The organism is Bacillus mexicanus, assembly GCF_050445615.1.
In the GTDB taxonomy this organism is placed as follows: Bacteria; Bacillota; Bacilli; order Bacillales; family Bacillaceae; genus Bacillus; species Bacillus mexicanus.
Genome location: NZ_JBCEYV010000006.1, coordinates 24,588 through 40,806, shown reverse-complemented (window position 1 = coordinate 40,806; position 16,219 = coordinate 24,588). Strand labels below are relative to the sequence as shown.

Genomic DNA, 16,219 nt, shown 5'->3' with positions numbered 1-16,219 from the left:
GCCTCCCTTTCATTGATTATTTCTGGAACGGCATACCTACTTGAGTTAATAGCTCACGAGCTTCTTCGTCAGTATTAGCAGTTGTTACGATAACGATGTCCATTCCGCGAACCTTTGTTACTTTATCGTAGTCAATTTCAGGGAAGATTAACTGTTCTTTGATACCAAGCGTGTAGTTACCGCGACCGTCGAAAGATTTCTTAGAAACTCCGCGGAAGTCACGTACACGTGGCAGTGATACAGAGATAAGTTTATCAAGGAAATCATACATGCGCTCTCCGCGAAGAGTTACTTTCGCACCGATAGGCATTCCTTCACGAAGACGGAATCCAGCAATTGATTTCTTCGCACGAGTAACGACAGGTTTTTGACCTGCGATAAACGTTAATTCTTCAACAGCACTGTCGATTGCTTTCGCGTTTTGAACAGCATCACCAACACCCATGTTGATTACGATTTTTTCGATTTTAGGCACTTGCATGACTGAATCATAGTTGAACTTAGTCATTAAAGCAGGTGAAATTTCTTTATTGTACTTTTCTTTAAGGCGGTTCATGAGATAGACCTCCCTTCCTTTTAATACTATTTATCTAGAACTTGCCCAGATTTTTTTGCAACACGAACTTTTTTGCCATCTTCCACTTTGTATCCTACGCGAGTCACTTCACCTGTTTTAGGATCGAGCGGCATAACGTTTGATACATGAATTGGCGCCTCTTGATTAGAAATACCGCCTTGAGGGTTAGCTTGAGTTGGTTTAGAGTGTTTCTTCACCATGTTCACACCTTCAACTAAAACGCGGTCCTTTTTAGGGAAAGCAGCAAGGATTGTTCCTTGTTTGCCTTTATCTTTACCAGAGATAACCATAACTTTATCGCCTTTTTTTACATGCATCCTGATCGCACCTCCTTGATAAGGCATTTATTTCATTAGATAACTTCTGGAGCTAGAGAAACAATTTTCATAAAGTTGTTTTCACGCAATTCACGAGCAACTGGTCCGAAGATACGAGTTCCGCGTGGGCTCTTGTCGTCACGGATGATAACACATGCATTCTCATCGAAGCTGATGTATGAACCATCACTTCTGCGCGCTCCACTTTTCGTGCGAACGATAACAGCTTTTACGACTTCACCTTTTTTGACAACGCCTCCTGGTGTTGCTTGTTTAACCGTGCAAACAATTACATCACCAATGTTAGCTGTTTTACGTCCAGAACCACCAAGAACTTTAATAGTCAGTACTTCACGCGCGCCAGAGTTGTCAGCTACTTTTAAACGAGTCTCTTGTTGAATCATTATTTGTTACCTCCCTTCGGAAAAAGAATTCCGAACTTTATTAGATAATAACAGCTTCTTCGACAACTTCTACTAGACGGAAACGCTTAGTTGCAGACAATGGACGAGTTTCCATGATCTTTACGATGTCGCCAATTTTAGCTTGGTTATTTTCATCATGTGTCTTGAATTTTTTAGAGTATTTTACGCGTTTACCGTAAAGTGAATGTTTTTTGTAAGTTTCAACAACAACAGTGATGGTTTTATCCATTTTGTCAGAAACAACACGACCTTGGTAAACTTTGCGTTGGTTACGTTCGCTCATGCTCACGACCTCCCCTCAGTGATTATTTATTAGCAGCAATTTCTCTTTCACGAATCACAGTTTTCATGCGCGCGATAGCTTTGCGCACTTCACGAATGCGAGCAGTATTTTCAAGTTGTCCTGTCGCTAATTGAAAGCGAAGATTGAAAAGTTCTTCTTTAAGAGACTTTACTTTTTGTTCAATTTCAGCAGTGGTAAGGTCACGAATTTCATTAGCTTTCATTTGATTCACCACCAATTTCTTCACGTTTTACGAACTTCGTTTTAATTGGCAATTTGTGAGCTGCAAGACGAAGTGCTTCACGAGCAACCTCTTCTGACACACCAGAAATTTCAAATAAAACTTTGCCCGGTTTTACAACAGCTACCCAACCTTCTGGAGCCCCTTTACCGGATCCCATACGTACCTCAAGTGGTTTAGCAGTGTAAGGTTTAGAAGGGAAAATTTTAATCCAAACTTTACCGCCACGTTTCATGTAACGAGTCATCGCAATACGTGCTGCTTCGATCTGACGGTTAGTGATCCATGAAGCTTCAAGAGCTTGGATACCGAACTCACCGAAATGCACTTCAGTACCGCCTTTCGCACGACCACGCATTTTTCCGCGATGCTCTCTGCGATATTTAACGCGTTTTGGTAATAACATATTATTTTCCTCCTTCCTCAGTTTTCTTCTTAGTAGGAAGAACCTCTCCACGATAGATCCAGACTTTCACACCAAGCTTACCGTAAGTAGTATCAGCTTCAGATGTTGCATAGTCAATGTCCGCACGTAATGTGTGCAATGGAACAGTTCCTTCACTGTAGTATTCAGAACGAGCGATATCTGCACCGCCAAGACGACCAGAAACCATTGTTTTCACACCTTGTGCTCCAGCGCGCATAGTACGTTGGATTTGTTGTTTCTGTGCACGGCGGAAAGATACACGGTTTTCTAATTGACGAGCGATGTTGTCAGCAACTAGCTGTGCATCAAGATCTGCTCTTTTGATTTCAAGAATGTTAATGTGTACACGCTTGCCAGTAAGGCTGTTAAGGGCTTTACGAAGTGCTTCAACTTCAGAACCGCCTTTACCGATAACCATACCAGGCTTAGCTGTGTGGATCGTAATGTTAACGCGATTTGCTGCACGCTCAATTTCAACTTTAGAAACAGAAGCGTCAGAAAGGCGTTTGCTAATGTATTCACGAATTTTTAAATCTTCGTGCAGGAAGTCAGCGTAATCTTTACCAGCGTACCACTTAGATTCCCAATCACGAATGACTCCGATACGAAGACCGACTGGATTTACCTTTTGACCCACTACTTATCCCTCCTTCTTTTCTGATACAACGATTGTAATGTGGCTCGTACGTTTGTTGATTTGGCTCGCACGTCCCATAGCACGTGGGCGGAATCTTTTTAACGTAGGGCCTTCATCAACGAATGCTTGAGAAATAACCAGATTGTTAGCGTCCATTTCATAGTTATGCTCAGCATTTGCAATAGCGGATTTTAATACTTTCTCGATAATTGGAGAAGCAGCTCTTGGTGTAAGGTTCAAGATAGATACTGCCTCACCTACTTGCTTGCCTCGAATCAGGTCCATTACTAGACGTGCTTTACGAGGAGCAATACGGACTGTTCTTGCAACAGCTTTAGCTTGCATTTAAAAGCCTCCTCTCTTAGCGTCTTGTTTTTTTGTCATCACTAGCATGACCTTTGTACGTACGAGTTGGAGCGAATTCACCCAACTTGTGCCCTACCATATCTTCAGAGATGAATACAGGCACGTGTTTACGTCCGTCATAGACTGCGATTGTGTGACCAATAAACTGTGGGAAAATAGTAGAACGACGAGACCAAGTTTTTACCACTTGTTTCTTGTCTGATTCGTTTAATTTCTCGATTTTTGTCATCAAGTGTCCATCGACAAATGGTCCTTTTTTCAAGCTGCGAGCCATTTTGGAACCTCCCTTCGTGATTGCACTACGGTCCGAACTGAACCGTAGACAACCCCGTTATTTATTTTTACGACGACGTACGATAAATTTATCGGATTTGTTCTTTTTCTTACGAGTCTTGAATCCAAGAGTTGGTTTGCCCCATGGAGACATTGGTGATTTACGTCCGATTGGCGCACGTCCTTCACCACCACCGTGTGGGTGATCGTTAGGGTTCATTACAGAACCACGAACTGTAGGACGGATGCCTTTCCAGCGAGAACGTCCGGCTTTACCAACGTTGATAAGTTCGTGCTGTTCGTTACCTACTTGACCGATAGAAGCACGGCAAGCAGAAAGAATCATGCGAACTTCTCCAGAGTTAAGACGTACAAGAACGTATTTACCTTCTTTACCAAGAACCTGAGCAGATGTACCAGCTGAACGTACAAGCTGTCCGCCTTTACCAGGTTTCAATTCAATGTTATGCACAACTGTACCAACAGGGATGTTGATAAGTGGAAGTGCATTACCTACTTTAATGTCAGCTTCAGGACCTGACATGATTTCAGTACCCACTTGAATTCCTTTAGGAGCAAGGATATAACGTTTTTCTCCGTCTGCATAGTTGATTAGAGCGATGTTAGCTGAACGGTTTGGATCGTATTCAACTGTAGCAACGCGTCCAGGTATACCATCTTTATCGCGTTTGAAGTCGATAACACGGTATTGGCGTTTATGTCCACCACCTTGGTGACGTACAGTCAATTTACCTTGGTTATTACGTCCGCCTTTTTTGTGAAGGGGAGCAAGCAAGGATTTTTCCGGCTTGTCAGTCGTGATTTCAGCAAAATCTGAAGTTGTCATGCCACGACGTCCATTAGAGGTCGGTTTATACTTTTTAATCGCCATTTTGAATTTCCCTCCTTCTTTTTACAGATAATTAAGCTTCAAAAATTTCGATTTCTTTGCTGTCTGTAGTAAGTTTCACGATCGCTTTTCTGCGACGGCTAGTCATACCAGTGTAGCGTCCAACACGTTTTGATTTACCTTTGTAGTTCATGATGTTGACTTTGTCAACTTTCACTCCAAAGATGCTTTCAACCGCGTCTTTCACTTCTGTTTTGTTAGCTCTTACATCAACTTCAAAAGTATATTTCTTTTCAGCCATTAAATCAGCAGAACGTTCAGTAATGACGGGGCGCTTTAGAACATCACGAGGATCTTTCATTATGCAAGCACCTCCTCTACTTTTTCAACCGCTGCTTTTGTAATCAGAAGCTTCTCATGGTTGACAACGTCTAAAACGTTGATTCCGTTAGCTTCAACTACAGTAACTTCAGGAATGTTGCGAGCAGATAAAGCTACTGCTTCGTTAGCATCCGCAGTTACGATTAAAGCTTTTTTCTCAACAGATAAACCTTTAAGGATAGCTGCCATTTCTTTTGTTTTAGCCGTGTCAAGAGTAAGATCTTCAAGAACGATGATGTTGTTGTCGTTCACTTTAGAAGACAGTACTGATTTGATTGCCAAGCGGCGAACTTTTTTAGGTAATTTATAAGAATAGCTGCGTGGTGTTGGGCCGAATACGACACCACCTCCGCGCCATTGCGGTGAACGGATAGAACCTTGACGGGCACGTCCTGTACCTTTTTGACGCCATGGTTTACGACCTCCGCCGCGTACTTCAGAACGATTTTTTACTTTGTGAGATCCTTGACGTAAGGAAGCTCTTTGCATAAGAATAGCGTCGAATACAACACTCTCGTTTGGCTCGATACCAAATACAGAAGCGTTTAATTCGATGTCACCAGCAGTAGAACCGTTTTGGTTGTATAATGCTACTTTTGGCATGATCAATTTCCTCCTTTCCTAAGAGAGTTATTTAGATTTAACAGCACTTTTAACAGCGATTAAAGATTTTTTCGCACCAGGTACGTTACCTTTGATCAAAAGAAGATTGCGGTCTGCATCAACTTTTACGATTTCAAGGTTTTGAACAGTGATTTGCTCTCCGCCCATACGTCCAGGCAATAATTTACCTTTGAATACACGGTTAGGATCTACAGGTCCCATTGAACCAGGACGACGGTGGTAGCGTGAACCGTGAGACATAGGTCCGCGAGATTGTCCGTGGCGCTTAATTGCACCTTGGAAACCTTTACCTTTAGATACTCCTGTTACATCTACGATTTCTCCAGCAGAGAAAATTTCAACCTTGACTTCCTGACCAACTTCATACGCATCCATTTCCACTCCGCGTAATTCTTTAACGAAGCGCTTAGGAGCAGTTTCCGCTTTTGCAACGTGTCCTTTTTCAGGTTTGTTAGAAAGCTTTTCGCGCTTGTCGTCAAAACCAAGCTGGATTGCTTCATAACCGTCGTTTTCAGTTGATTTCTTTTGAAGAACAACGTTTGGAGCAGCCTCAATAACAGTTACCGGAATAAGATCACCATTTTCAGCGAACACTTGCGTCATACCAATTTTTCTTCCTAAGATTCCTTTGGTCATTCGTCACACCTCCTATTAAGATCATTCTATATTTTAGAATTAAAGTTTAATTTCGATATCGACACCAGATGGTAAGTCTAATCGCATTAGAGCATCAACAGTTTGTGGTGTTGGGTTCACAATGTCGATTAAACGTTTATGTGTACGCATTTCAAATTGCTCACGAGAATCTTTGTATTTGTGCACCGCACGAAGGATTGTGTAAACTGATTTTTCAGTTGGCAATGGGATCGGACCAGATACGCTGGCACCAGAACGTTTTGCCGTTTCAACAATCTTCTCTGCAGATTGATCAAGGATTCTATGATCATATGCTTTTAAACGAATACGAATTTTTTGTTTTGCCATTATTTTCCCTCCTTTTCGCCTACATCACGTTAGACAGTTCTCCGTGAGAAAAACCTGAACACCTCGCCATGGCAAAGCGGCCGGGTGTGTCAGCAACCTCTCACTTCATCGCAGTCAAAGACCAACATACACCATTATACAGAAAATAGACGTATGTTGCAAGTCTTATTTATAATATGCATGCTTTGCACACTTTTTTTATTATACAGGTGTTTTTCTTATTTATCAAGGCTCTATCATAAGTGGTACAGCGCATGACGACTTAGTGTACTCGCGAATAAAGATGGTTCTTCGATATGCGGAGTGTGAGCAGATTTCTCAAATTGTATCCAGCGCTTTTCAGGTGCCTCAAGCTTCAAATAATATTGTTTCGATATTTCAGCAGGCACAATTAAATCATGTCTCCCTGAAATGAAAAGACACGGTACTTTAATAGAAGGAACTGTTGTAAATGCATTAAATCCAGACAATTCATCATTTAAATATTTTTTGCTGAAGTGTAATCCATTAAGGAACTTGCCCATGTTTCTGATTCCATACTCATGACCAGAAAGCATTTGAAATATAATAGCAAGTAATTGACGATGATGGTATGTGAATCCTCCCCTGCTCACCTCGATACAGAACCGATAGATCAGGTGCTGGATACCCCTCTTCCAAGGCGGAGCACCGATGAAACGTATAAGATGGGATAAGATAATGTATCTTTTATCAGAAATTGCCTGAAGATGTTGATAAGCAGCTGATTCTTCACAGTGGATGTTAACAACCTGACTGATTCCATAATATGCATAAAACAAATCCGGACGCTGCTGCAGTACTTGAAGCGCCAAAAGTGAACCCCACGAATGAGCAGCAAGATATAATTTTGTTTTGGAGAAATAATCTAGGAGCCATTGAGTGACTTGAATTGTATCTTTAATGAGCTGACTGATAGTCATGCTGCAATGAGGAATCTTTTTTGAATAAGAAAGGCCGGAACCTCTTTGATCCCATTGTACTACTGTGAAATATCGTTCTAGTTCTTTTTGGTAACGTCTTATATACCCTATTTGCGGCATCCCCGGACCGCCATGTAAAAAAAGCAGTAATGGATTTTTTATATCAGACCCATTAATCATCAGCGTTTGTTTTGTATGCCCAATGCTCAGTTCTTTCATTATAGCAATGGATCTGTTTTTAGGAATCATATAAAATTAGCCCCTCGAATATGATAAATCCTATTATACAAGAAAAAGACAAGCATACAAAAAAACGAGACCCAAAGTGGGTCTCGTTTATTATCATACGATTACTCAGTGATTGTTGAAACAACGCCTGAACCAACAGTACGTCCGCCTTCACGAATAGAGAAACGAGTTCCTTCTTCGATAGCGATTGTAGAGATAAGTTCAACGATCATTTCAGTGTTATCTCCAGGCATAACCATTTCTACGCCTTCTGGAAGTTGGATGATACCAGTTACGTCAGTTGTACGGAAGTAGAACTGAGGACGGTAGTTAGAGAAGAATGGAGTATGACGTCCACCCTCTTCTTTAGAAAGAACATAAACTTCAGCTTTGAATTTGCTGTGTGGAGTGATTGTACCTGGTTTAGCAAGTACTTGACCACGTTGGATGTCTTCACGCGCTACACCGCGAAGAAGGGCACCGATGTTGTCACCAGCTTCAGCATAATCAAGAAGCTTACGGAACATTTCAACACCTGTAACAGTTGTTTTCTTGTTCTCTTCTTGAAGACCGATGATTTCAACTTCATCACCGACTTTAACTTGTCCGCGTTCTACACGGCCAGTAGCAACTGTACCACGACCAGTGATTGAGAATACGTCCTCAACTGGCATCATGAATGGTTTTTCAGTGTCACGCTCTGGAGTTGGGATGTACTCATCAACCGCATCCATAAGTTCGAAGATTTTCGCTTCGTAATCAGCGTCACCTTCAAGAGCTTTAAGAGCAGAACCTTTGATTACTGGTACATCATCACCAGGGAAGTCGTATTCGCTAAGAAGATCGCGAACTTCCATTTCAACTAGTTCAAGAAGCTCTTCGTCGTCTACCATGTCGCATTTGTTTAAGAATACAACAATGTAAGGTACACCAACGTTTTTAGAAAGAAGGATATGCTCACGAGTTTGTGGCATTGGGCCATCAGCAGCAGATACTACAAGGATAGCTCCGTCCATTTGCGCAGCACCAGTGATCATGTTTTTAACATAGTCAGCGTGTCCTGGGCAGTCAACGTGTGCATAGTGACGAGTATCAGTTTCGTATTCAACGTGCGCAGTAGAGATTGTGATACCGCGTTCGCGTTCTTCTGGTGCACCATCAATTTGATCGTACGCCATAGCTGTACCTTTACCAGATTTCTTATGAAGTACTGTTGTGATAGCAGCAGTTAAAGTTGTTTTACCATGGTCAACGTGTCCAATTGTACCAATATTGGCATGTGATTTGGAACGGTCGAATTTTTCTTTAGCCATTCTAAAATCCTCCTTAAGAGCTTTTAATTAGTAATGTATAGAGTGATAGGAAGTGAAAGAAAGCTTTCACTTCCTCATCTTACAATAGTAGTTATACTTGAGTTAAGCGGCAAAATCAATTATTCGCCTTTATTTTTTTTGATAATTTCTTCTGCGACGCTCTTCGGCACTTCTTCATAGTGATCCATGAACATAGTGAACGTACCGCGACCTTGCGTATTAGAACGAAGTGCAGTAGCGTAACCGAACATTTCAGCAAGAGGTACCATAGCGCGTACAACTTGAGCGTTACCGCGCGCTTCCATACCTTCTACACGTCCGCGTCGTGAAGTGATGTCACCCATGATATCTCCCATGTATTCTTCTGGAATAACCACTTCAACTTTCATAACTGGTTCAAGAAGAACTGGGTTACATTTGCTGACTGCATTTTTCAATGCCATAGAAGCAGCAACTTTAAATGCCATTTCGTTTGAGTCAACATCATGGTATGAGCCATCGAAAAGTTTTGCTTTAATGTCGATAAGCGGGAAGCCTGCTAGTACACCATTTTCAAGTGCATCTTCCAGACCTGCTTGAACAGCTGGGATGTATTCACGTGGAACTACCCCACCGACAATCGCATTTTCAAATTCAAAGCCAGCGCCTTCTTCGTTTGGTTCGAATTCGATCCAAACGTGTCCGAACTGACCGCGTCCACCAGACTGACGTACGAATTTACCCTCAACTTTTGCACCTTGACGGAAAGTCTCACGGTACGCAACCTGAGGAGCACCAACATTGGCTTCTACTTTAAATTCGCGCTTCATACGGTCAACAATGATATCAAGGTGAAGTTCACCCATACCAGAGATGATCGTTTGACCAGTTTCTGGGTTCGTTTGCGTACGGAATGTAGGATCTTCTTCAGCAAGTTTTGCTAAAGCGATACCCATTTTATCTTGGTCAGCTTTTGATTTAGGCTCAATAGCGACGTCGATAACTGGTTCTGGGAATTCCATTGATTCTAGGATAACAAGATCCTTTTCATCACATAGAGTATCTCCAGTTGTTGTATCTTTTAGACCTACAGCAGCTGCGATATCTCCTGAGTATACAGTAGCGATTTCTTCGCGGCTGTTAGCGTGCATTTGAAGGATACGTCCAACGCGCTCACGTTTGCCTTTAGTAGAGTTTTTCACGTATGAACCTGAATCAAGTGTTCCAGAATACACACGGAAGAACGTCAGCTTACCAACGTAAGGGTCAGTCATAACTTTAAATGCTAATGCAGAGAATGGCTCGTCATCAGAAGAATGACGCACAAGCTCTTCATTTGTATCAGGGTGTATACCTTTGATTGCAGCAACATCAGTTGGTGCAGGAAGGTATTCAAGCACAGCATCAAGTACAAGCTGAACACCTTTGTTTTTGAAGGCAGAACCAACAAGAACAGGATAGAATTCAACATTCAATGTACCTTTACGGATACCTGCTTTTAATTCATCAATAGTGATTTCTTCACCCTCAAGGTATTTATCCATAAGCTCTTCATCAAGCTCACAAACAGCTTCAATAAGGCTGTTGCGAAGCTCTTCAGCTTGCTCTTTGTACTCTTCAGGGATTTCTTTCGCTTCAGAACGAGTACCAAGGTCATCTTCATAGAAATACGCAACGTTTTCTACAAGATCAATGATACCTTCGAAGTTATCTTCTGCACCGATCGGCAATTGAATTGCATGAGCGTTTGCTTGAAGACGGTCTCTTAAAGTTCCTACAGAGTAAAGGAAGTCCGCACCGATTTTATCCATTTTGTTAACAAAAACGACACGCGGTACTCCATAAGTTGTCGCCTGACGCCAAACAGTTTCTGTTTGAGGCTCAACGCCTGATTGTGCGTCAAGTACAGCAACAGCACCATCAAGTACACGAAGAGAACGTTCAACTTCAACTGTGAAGTCTACGTGTCCTGGAGTATCGATGATGTTTACGCGGTATCCTTTCCACTGTGCAGTTGTCGCAGCGGAAGTGATTGTGATACCACGTTCTTGTTCCTGCTCCATCCAGTCCATTTGTGAAGCTCCTTCATGAGTTTCACCAATTTTGTGGATACGACCAGTGTAGTACAAGATACGCTCTGTAGTAGTCGTTTTACCAGCATCGATGTGAGCCATGATCCCGATATTACGAGTTTTGTCTAAGGAGAACTCTCTTGCCATTGGGTAATTTCTCCTTCCTTATTCGGAAATTGTGTTTTTTAGTATATGAAACCTACCAACGATAGTGAGCAAATGCTTTGTTTGCTTCAGCCATCTTATGAGTATCTTCACGTTTCTTAACAGCAGCACCAGTGTTGTTAGCTGCGTCAAGGATTTCGTTAGCCAAACGCTCTTCCATCGTTTTTTCTCCGCGAAGACGAGCGTAGTTAACTAACCAACGAAGCCCAAGAGTCGTACGACGTTCAGGACGAACTTCTACAGGAACTTGGTAGTTCGCACCACCTACACGGCGTGCTTTTACTTCAAGTACAGGCATGATGTTTTTCAATGCTTGTTCGAAAACCTCCATTGCATCATTGCCAGTACGTTCTTTAATGATATCGAATGACTTGTATAGGATTGTTTGAGACTTACCTTTTTTACCATCGATCATCATTTTGTTGATTAGACGAGATACAAGCTTAGAGTTGTAAAGCGGATCAGGTAAAACATCTCTTTTTGCTACAGGACCTTTACGTGGCATCTGAATATCCTCCCTTCATCAATTATGAGTATTTTCGTTCATTATTTTGCTTTAGGTTTTTTCGTTCCGTATTTAGAACGGCCTTGCGCACGGTTTTCAACTCCAGCAGTGTCAAGCGCACCACGAACGATGTGGTAACGTACCCCTGGTAAATCCTTTACACGTCCGCCGCGGATAAGTACAACACTGTGCTCTTGCAGGTTGTGACCGATACCAGGAATGTAAGCAGTAACCTCAATTCCGTTAGTTAAACGAACACGAGCATATTTACGAAGTGCTGAGTTCGGTTTTTTCGGTGTCATTGTACCAACACGAGTACATACCCCGCGTTTTTGTGGAGAAGATACATTAGTGTGCTCTTTTTTAAAGCTGTTGTATCCTTTGTTAAGTGCAGGAGACTTTGAGTTTTCTACTTTACTCACGCGTCCTTTGCGAATTAGCTGATTAATTGTAGGCATATCTTTTTCCTCCCTTCATTACGTTTTATAACCCACATACCCAGGTGGTTCATCAAAAGGCAAAAAACAATGTCTTTGCAGAAGAAAGCTTCTTACGCAAAAACAAAAGTACGTTATAAAATAATGGCAACAGCGGCTGCTCCTACCTCAATTCCACAGGCTTTGCCGAGCTTTTTCATGGATTCTACCATTGAAACGGAGATACCTTGATCTTCCGCAAGTGAAACAACACTTGACGTGAGCGTCGGATCTGCGTCTTTTGCAACGACTACTTCCTTTACTGAACCTCGTTTGAGAGCTTTCACTGTTTGCTTCGTACCAATAATAATTGATTTGGCCTGTGATACTTTATCATAAGACATAAACATATCCTCCAAAGTAACAGGTTTATTTCGAGCACCTTGGTTATATTATCATTCTAGGAGACGAATGTCAACAAGGTATGACATTTTTAGTTTTAATCTTCTCATAGAATGATTTTTTATGAAAATATCTGCTGAAAGACTGATTTTCCAGTCTTTCAGCAGCATTTCATCAGTTATTCAACCGGTACCATGTCTTCATTCGGCTGAACTTTTGAAATTGGTTTTGCTTGACGGTATTTCATCATACCTGTACCAGCCGGAACAAGCTTACCGATGATAACATTCTCTTTCAAGCCGAGAAGCTCATCACGCTTACCTTTGATCGCTGCGTCTGTAAGGACACGTGTTGTTTCCTGGAAGGATGCAGCAGATAAGAATGAATCAGTTTCAAGAGATGCTTTTGTAATACCAAGTATGACAGGACGGCCTGTAGCAGGACGATTCCCTTCTACTAATACCTTTTTGTTCGCTTCAGTAAATTGGTGAATATCCAGCAATGTACCTGGAAGCACATCAGTGTCACCGGCATCAATAACGCGGACTTTACGAAGCATCTGGCGGACCATTACTTCTACGTGCTTATCACCGATTTCAACACCCTGCATACGGTAAACCTTTTGAACCTCATGGAGAAGATACTCTTGAACAGTCGTCAGGTCAGTTACTTTGAGAAGTTCTTTCGGATCGATTGAACCTTCTGTCAGTACTTGGCCTCGAGTAATTTTATCTCCTTCCGCTACTTTCAGGCGGGAGTTATAAGGTGCCGTATAAGAACGTGTTTCCACTGCGCCTTGGACCACAATTTCCTGTTGCTTATCACGAACTTCATTGATCTCAACGACTGTACCGTCGATTTCTGTAATTGTTGCCTGACCTTTCGGATTACGCGCTTCGAAAAGCTCTTGGATACGCGGAAGACCTTGAGTAATATCGTCTCCGGCAACCCCACCTGTATGGAATGTACGCATTGTTAACTGTGTACCAGGCTCACCGATTGATTGGGCAGCAATGATTCCGACAGCTTCACCGACTTCAACATCGGAGCCAGTTGCAAGATTTCGGCCATAGCATCGTTTACATACACCATGAGGCGTATTACATGTGAAGGCAGAACGAATCCATACTTCTTCAATGCCGGCTTCTACAATCTCCAATGCTTTGTCTTCATCGATCAGTTCGTTTTCATTTATAAGCACTTCACCTGTTTCAGGGTGCTTCACTTGTTTCCGTGCAAAACGGCCGATTAAGCGTTCTTCTAAGCGCTCAATTGTTTCAGTACCTTCTTTAAGAGGCTGAGCAAGGATGCCTCGGTCAGTTCCGCAATCAGTTTCACGGATGATAACATCCTGTGCAACGTCAACGAGACGGCGTGTAAGGTAACCTGAGTCAGCAGTTTTAAGGGCAGTATCGGCAAGACCTTTACGCGCACCGTGAGTGGAGATAAAGTACTCCAATACTGTCAGACCTTCACGGAAACTTGATTTGATTGGCAATTCAATGATACGTCCAGCCGGGTTGGCCATCAGACCGCGCATTCCGGCAAGCTGTGTAAAGTTAGATGCGTTACCACGGGCACCAGAATCACTCATCATGTAGATTGGGTTGATTTCATCGAGTGATTGCATCAGTTTGCCTTGGATAACATCTTTCGCTGAACTCCAGATAGAGATAACTCTCTCATAGCGCTCTTCTTCAGTGATGAGACCACGTCGGAACTGCTTCATAACGTTATCAACTTTGCTTTGCGCTTCCTCAAGGATTTTTTGTTTATCATCGAGTACGACGATATCAGAAACCCCAACTGTAATACCAGCTTTTGTTGAATATCTGAAACCTAGGTTTTTCATGCGGTCAAGCATTTTAGACGTTTCCGTGATATGGAATCGTTTAAAGATTTCCGCGATGATTTTACCCAGAATACCTTTTTTAAACGGTGCATTGATTGGCTGTTGTTCAATGACAGCTTTCACATCCGCACCCTTTTCTAAGAAGAAACGGTCAGGTGTTTTTTCCTCAATGTTGCTCTTCGTCGGTTCATTCATGTAAGGGAATGATTCCGGAAGAATTTCATTGAAGACAAGCTTACCGACAGTTGTAATTAACAATTTTGAGCGCTGTTCTTCAGTGAATGTCACATTTTTAAGGGAGTTAGCTGCAACAGCTACTCTCGTATGAAGGTGAACATATCCGTTTTGATAAGCGAGTATCGCTTCGTCTGTATTCTTGAAGACCATGCCTTCACCGACAGCACCGGCACGCTCAAGTGTCAGATAATAGTTACCTAATACCATATCCTGAGACGGAGTTACAACCGGTTTACCATCTTTAGGGTTCAAGATGTTTTGAGCAGCAAGCATCAAGATGCGTGCTTCAGCTTGAGCTTCCGCAGATAAAGGTACGTGAACCGCCATTTGGTCACCGTCAAAGTCAGCGTTGTAAGCTGTACATACGAGCGGGTGAAGACGGATTGCGCGTCCTTCAACAAGCGTTGGTTCAAACGCTTGGATACCTAATCTGTGAAGTGTAGGGGCACGGTTCAGAAGGACCGGATGCTCCTTGATAACTGATTCTAATACATCCCAAACTTCAGGCTGTACGCGCTCAATTTTACGTTTTGCACTCTTAATGTTGTGAGCAAGACCTTTTTCAACAAGTTCTTTCATAACGAAAGGTTTGAAAAGTTCAAGCGCCATTTCCTTCGGTAATCCGCATTGGTACATTTTCAAATGAGGACCAACAACGATTACAGAACGACCGGAGTAATCGACACGTTTACCAAGAAGGTTTTGACGGAAACGTCCTTGCTTCCCTTTCAACATGTGAGAAAGAGATTTTAACGGTCTGTTACCAGGACCTGTTACTGGACGTCCGCGGCGGCCGTTGTCAATTAAGGCATCGACAGCCTCTTGAAGCATACGCTTTTCATTCTGAACAATGATGCTAGGCGCACCAAGATCTAAAAGGCGTTTCAAACGATTGTTGCGGTTGATGACACGACGATATAGGTCGTTCAAATCAGAAGTCGCAAAACGTCCGCCGTCTAGCTGAACCATTGGTCTAAGCTCAGGCGGTATAACAGGAAGCACATCAAGAATCATCCAAGAAGGCGTGTTTCCTGAGTTACGGAAGGCTTCTAAAACTTCAAGGCGTTTGATCGCACGAGTACGACGCTGTCCTTGTGATGTTTTCAGCTCTTCTTTTAACATATCAACTTCTTTTACAAGATCGATATCTTGAAGAAGTTTATGAATCGCTTCTGCACCCATAGATGCTTGGAATTTGTTACCGTATTTATCGAGATATGCACGGTACTCTTTCTCAGACAGAAGCTGTTTCTTTTCAAGCGGTGTGTTTGCCGGATCAGTTACAACGTAAGAAGCAAAGTAAATGACTTCTTCTAAAGCACGAGGTGACATATCCAGCACAAGACCCATACGGCTTGGAATACCTTTAAAATACCAAATGTGGGAAACTGGGGCAGCCAGTTCAATGTGCCCCATTCTCTCACGACGGACTTTAGCCCGTGTTACTTCGACTCCACAGCGGTCACAAACTACGCCTTTATAACGAACTCGCTTGTACTTCCCGCAATGACATTCCCAGTCTTTCGTCGGTCCGAAAATGCGTTCGCAGAAAAGACCGTCCTTTTCAGGTTTTAACGTACGATAGTTTATCGTTTCAGGCTTTTTCACTTCACCAAAAGACCATGAACGGATTTTATCCGGTGAAGCAAGACCGATGTTCATATACTCAAAATTGTTCACATCTAGCAAGGGGCCTACCTCCCTTTTTATCTTCGGATTAACCG

At 42.4% G+C, this 16,219-nt stretch carries 21 protein-coding genes; all 21 read right to left on the bottom strand.

Features of this window, described 5'->3' with window-relative positions; translation table 11 throughout:
• Positions 1-16: 16 nt before the first annotated feature.
• Positions 17-556 (bottom strand): 50S ribosomal protein L5, encoded by a 540-nt coding sequence (rplE, locus tag AAGG74_RS22770; protein ID WP_162104318.1) that lies wholly within the window; start codon positions 554-556, stop codon positions 17-19.
• 26 nt (positions 557-582) lie between these two features.
• Positions 583-894, bottom strand: coding sequence for a 50S ribosomal protein L24 (gene rplX, locus AAGG74_RS22765; RefSeq protein WP_003156486.1), 312 nt, complete (start codon positions 892-894; stop codon positions 583-585).
• A gap of 35 nt (positions 895-929) precedes the next feature.
• Positions 930-1,298, bottom strand: a complete 369-nt coding sequence (rplN, locus tag AAGG74_RS22760; RefSeq protein ID WP_003225805.1) for a 50S ribosomal protein L14 — start codon at positions 1,296-1,298, stop codon at positions 930-932.
• Positions 1,299-1,338: 40 nt separating this feature from the next.
• Positions 1,339-1,602 carry a 30S ribosomal protein S17 gene (gene rpsQ / locus AAGG74_RS22755; protein WP_162104319.1) on the bottom strand — a complete coding sequence of 88 codons (264 nt, stop codon included), beginning with the start codon at positions 1,600-1,602 and terminating at the stop codon, positions 1,339-1,341.
• Between the two features lie 22 nt (positions 1,603-1,624).
• A complete protein-coding gene (gene rpmC, locus AAGG74_RS22750) occupies positions 1,625-1,825 on the bottom strand; it encodes a 50S ribosomal protein L29 (RefSeq protein ID WP_003156482.1) in 201 nt (66 codons plus the stop codon).
• Positions 1,815-2,249, bottom strand: a complete 435-nt coding sequence (gene rplP, locus AAGG74_RS22745) for a 50S ribosomal protein L16 (protein WP_162104320.1) — start codon at positions 2,247-2,249, stop codon at positions 1,815-1,817. Before rplP ends, rpmC begins: the two co-directional genes overlap by 11 nt.
• Before the next feature lies 1 nt (position 2,250).
• Positions 2,251-2,907, bottom strand: coding sequence for a 30S ribosomal protein S3 (rpsC, locus tag AAGG74_RS22740; protein ID WP_003242001.1), 657 nt, complete (start codon positions 2,905-2,907; stop codon positions 2,251-2,253).
• A gap of 3 nt (positions 2,908-2,910) precedes the next feature.
• Complete coding sequence (rplV, locus tag AAGG74_RS22735) at positions 2,911-3,252, bottom strand: 50S ribosomal protein L22 (RefSeq protein ID WP_003156475.1); 342 nt, start codon at positions 3,250-3,252, stop codon at positions 2,911-2,913.
• Between the two features lie 16 nt (positions 3,253-3,268).
• A complete protein-coding gene (rpsS, locus tag AAGG74_RS22730) occupies positions 3,269-3,547 on the bottom strand; it encodes a 30S ribosomal protein S19 (protein ID WP_039076395.1) in 279 nt (92 codons plus the stop codon).
• A gap of 57 nt (positions 3,548-3,604) precedes the next feature.
• Positions 3,605-4,438 (bottom strand): 50S ribosomal protein L2, encoded by an 834-nt coding sequence (gene rplB, locus AAGG74_RS22725; protein ID WP_039076394.1) that lies wholly within the window; start codon positions 4,436-4,438, stop codon positions 3,605-3,607.
• A 31-nt stretch (positions 4,439-4,469) separates the two neighbouring features.
• Complete coding sequence (gene rplW / locus AAGG74_RS22720) at positions 4,470-4,757, bottom strand: 50S ribosomal protein L23 (protein WP_106021661.1); 288 nt, start codon at positions 4,755-4,757, stop codon at positions 4,470-4,472.
• The gene (gene rplD / locus AAGG74_RS22715) at positions 4,757-5,380 is read right to left on the bottom strand and encodes a 50S ribosomal protein L4 (RefSeq protein WP_162104321.1); all 624 of its coding nucleotides are present in this window, start codon (positions 5,378-5,380) and stop codon (positions 4,757-4,759) included. The genes rplW and rplD overlap by 1 nt, the downstream gene beginning before the upstream one ends.
• Positions 5,381-5,407: 27 nt before the next feature.
• A complete protein-coding gene (gene rplC / locus AAGG74_RS22710; RefSeq protein WP_162104322.1) occupies positions 5,408-6,037 on the bottom strand; it encodes a 50S ribosomal protein L3 in 630 nt (209 codons plus the stop codon).
• Between the two features lie 39 nt (positions 6,038-6,076).
• On the bottom strand, positions 6,077-6,385 hold the full coding sequence (gene rpsJ / locus AAGG74_RS22705) for a 30S ribosomal protein S10 (RefSeq protein ID WP_003156464.1): 309 nt from the start codon (positions 6,383-6,385) through the stop codon (positions 6,077-6,079).
• Positions 6,386-6,621: 236 nt separating this feature from the next.
• Entirely contained in the window at positions 6,622-7,575 is a 954-nt protein-coding gene (locus AAGG74_RS22700; RefSeq protein WP_429677320.1) for an alpha/beta fold hydrolase, read from the bottom strand.
• A gap of 101 nt (positions 7,576-7,676) precedes the next feature.
• Positions 7,677-8,867, bottom strand: a complete 1,191-nt coding sequence (gene tuf / locus AAGG74_RS22695) for an elongation factor Tu (RefSeq protein ID WP_039076390.1) — start codon at positions 8,865-8,867, stop codon at positions 7,677-7,679.
• A 119-nt stretch (positions 8,868-8,986) separates the two neighbouring features.
• On the bottom strand, positions 8,987-11,065 hold the full coding sequence (fusA, locus tag AAGG74_RS22690; protein WP_162104324.1) for an elongation factor G: 2,079 nt from the start codon (positions 11,063-11,065) through the stop codon (positions 8,987-8,989).
• 52 nt (positions 11,066-11,117) lie between these two features.
• Positions 11,118-11,588 (bottom strand): 30S ribosomal protein S7, encoded by a 471-nt coding sequence (gene rpsG / locus AAGG74_RS22685; RefSeq protein ID WP_003156447.1) that lies wholly within the window; start codon positions 11,586-11,588, stop codon positions 11,118-11,120.
• A gap of 41 nt (positions 11,589-11,629) precedes the next feature.
• The gene (gene rpsL, locus AAGG74_RS22680; protein WP_003225781.1) at positions 11,630-12,046 is read right to left on the bottom strand and encodes a 30S ribosomal protein S12; all 417 of its coding nucleotides are present in this window, start codon (positions 12,044-12,046) and stop codon (positions 11,630-11,632) included.
• 113 nt (positions 12,047-12,159) lie between these two features.
• Positions 12,160-12,408 (bottom strand): 50S ribosomal protein L7ae-like protein, encoded by a 249-nt coding sequence (locus AAGG74_RS22675; RefSeq protein WP_162104325.1) that lies wholly within the window; start codon positions 12,406-12,408, stop codon positions 12,160-12,162.
• 176 nt (positions 12,409-12,584) lie between these two features.
• Positions 12,585-16,184 carry a DNA-directed RNA polymerase subunit beta' gene (gene rpoC / locus AAGG74_RS22670; RefSeq protein ID WP_429677316.1) on the bottom strand — a complete coding sequence of 1,200 codons (3,600 nt, stop codon included), beginning with the start codon at positions 16,182-16,184 and terminating at the stop codon, positions 12,585-12,587.
• Between the last annotated feature and the right edge of the window lie 35 nt (positions 16,185-16,219).

Coding starts and splice junctions, on each gene's coding strand:
- rplE (WP_162104318.1), bottom strand. CDS start 556: ATGAACCGCCTTAAAGAAAAGTACAATAAAGAAATTTCACCTGCTTTA.
- rplX (WP_003156486.1), bottom strand. CDS start 894: ATGCATGTAAAAAAAGGCGATAAAGTTATGGTTATCTCTGGTAAAGAT.
- rplN (WP_003225805.1), bottom strand. CDS start 1,298: ATGATTCAACAAGAGACTCGTTTAAAAGTAGCTGACAACTCTGGCGCG.
- rpsQ (WP_162104319.1), bottom strand. CDS start 1,602: ATGAGCGAACGTAACCAACGCAAAGTTTACCAAGGTCGTGTTGTTTCT.
- rpmC (WP_003156482.1), bottom strand. CDS start 1,825: ATGAAAGCTAATGAAATTCGTGACCTTACCACTGCTGAAATTGAACAA.
- rplP (WP_162104320.1), bottom strand. CDS start 2,249: ATGTTATTACCAAAACGCGTTAAATATCGCAGAGAGCATCGCGGAAAA.
- rplV (WP_003156475.1), bottom strand. CDS start 3,252: ATGCAAGCTAAAGCTGTTGCAAGAACAGTCCGTATTGCTCCTCGTAAA.
- rpsS (WP_039076395.1), bottom strand. CDS start 3,547: ATGGCTCGCAGCTTGAAAAAAGGACCATTTGTCGATGGACACTTGATG.
- rplB (WP_039076394.1), bottom strand. CDS start 4,438: ATGGCGATTAAAAAGTATAAACCGACCTCTAATGGACGTCGTGGCATG.
- rplW (WP_106021661.1), bottom strand. CDS start 4,757: ATGAAAGATCCTCGTGATGTTCTAAAGCGCCCCGTCATTACTGAACGT.
- rplD (WP_162104321.1), bottom strand. CDS start 5,380: ATGCCAAAAGTAGCATTATACAACCAAAACGGTTCTACTGCTGGTGAC.
- rplC (WP_162104322.1), bottom strand. CDS start 6,037: ATGACCAAAGGAATCTTAGGAAGAAAAATTGGTATGACGCAAGTGTTC.
- rpsJ (WP_003156464.1), bottom strand. CDS start 6,385: ATGGCAAAACAAAAAATTCGTATTCGTTTAAAAGCATATGATCATAGA.
- AAGG74_RS22700 (WP_429677320.1), bottom strand. CDS start 7,575: ATGATTCCTAAAAACAGATCCATTGCTATAATGAAAGAACTGAGCATT.
- tuf (WP_039076390.1), bottom strand. CDS start 8,867: ATGGCTAAAGAAAAATTCGACCGTTCCAAATCACATGCCAATATTGGT.
- fusA (WP_162104324.1), bottom strand. CDS start 11,065: ATGGCAAGAGAGTTCTCCTTAGACAAAACTCGTAATATCGGGATCATG.
- rpsG (WP_003156447.1), bottom strand. CDS start 11,588: ATGCCACGTAAAGGTCCTGTAGCAAAAAGAGATGTTTTACCTGATCCG.
- rpsL (WP_003225781.1), bottom strand. CDS start 12,046: ATGCCTACAATTAATCAGCTAATTCGCAAAGGACGCGTGAGTAAAGTA.
- AAGG74_RS22675 (WP_162104325.1), bottom strand. CDS start 12,408: ATGTCTTATGATAAAGTATCACAGGCCAAATCAATTATTATTGGTACG.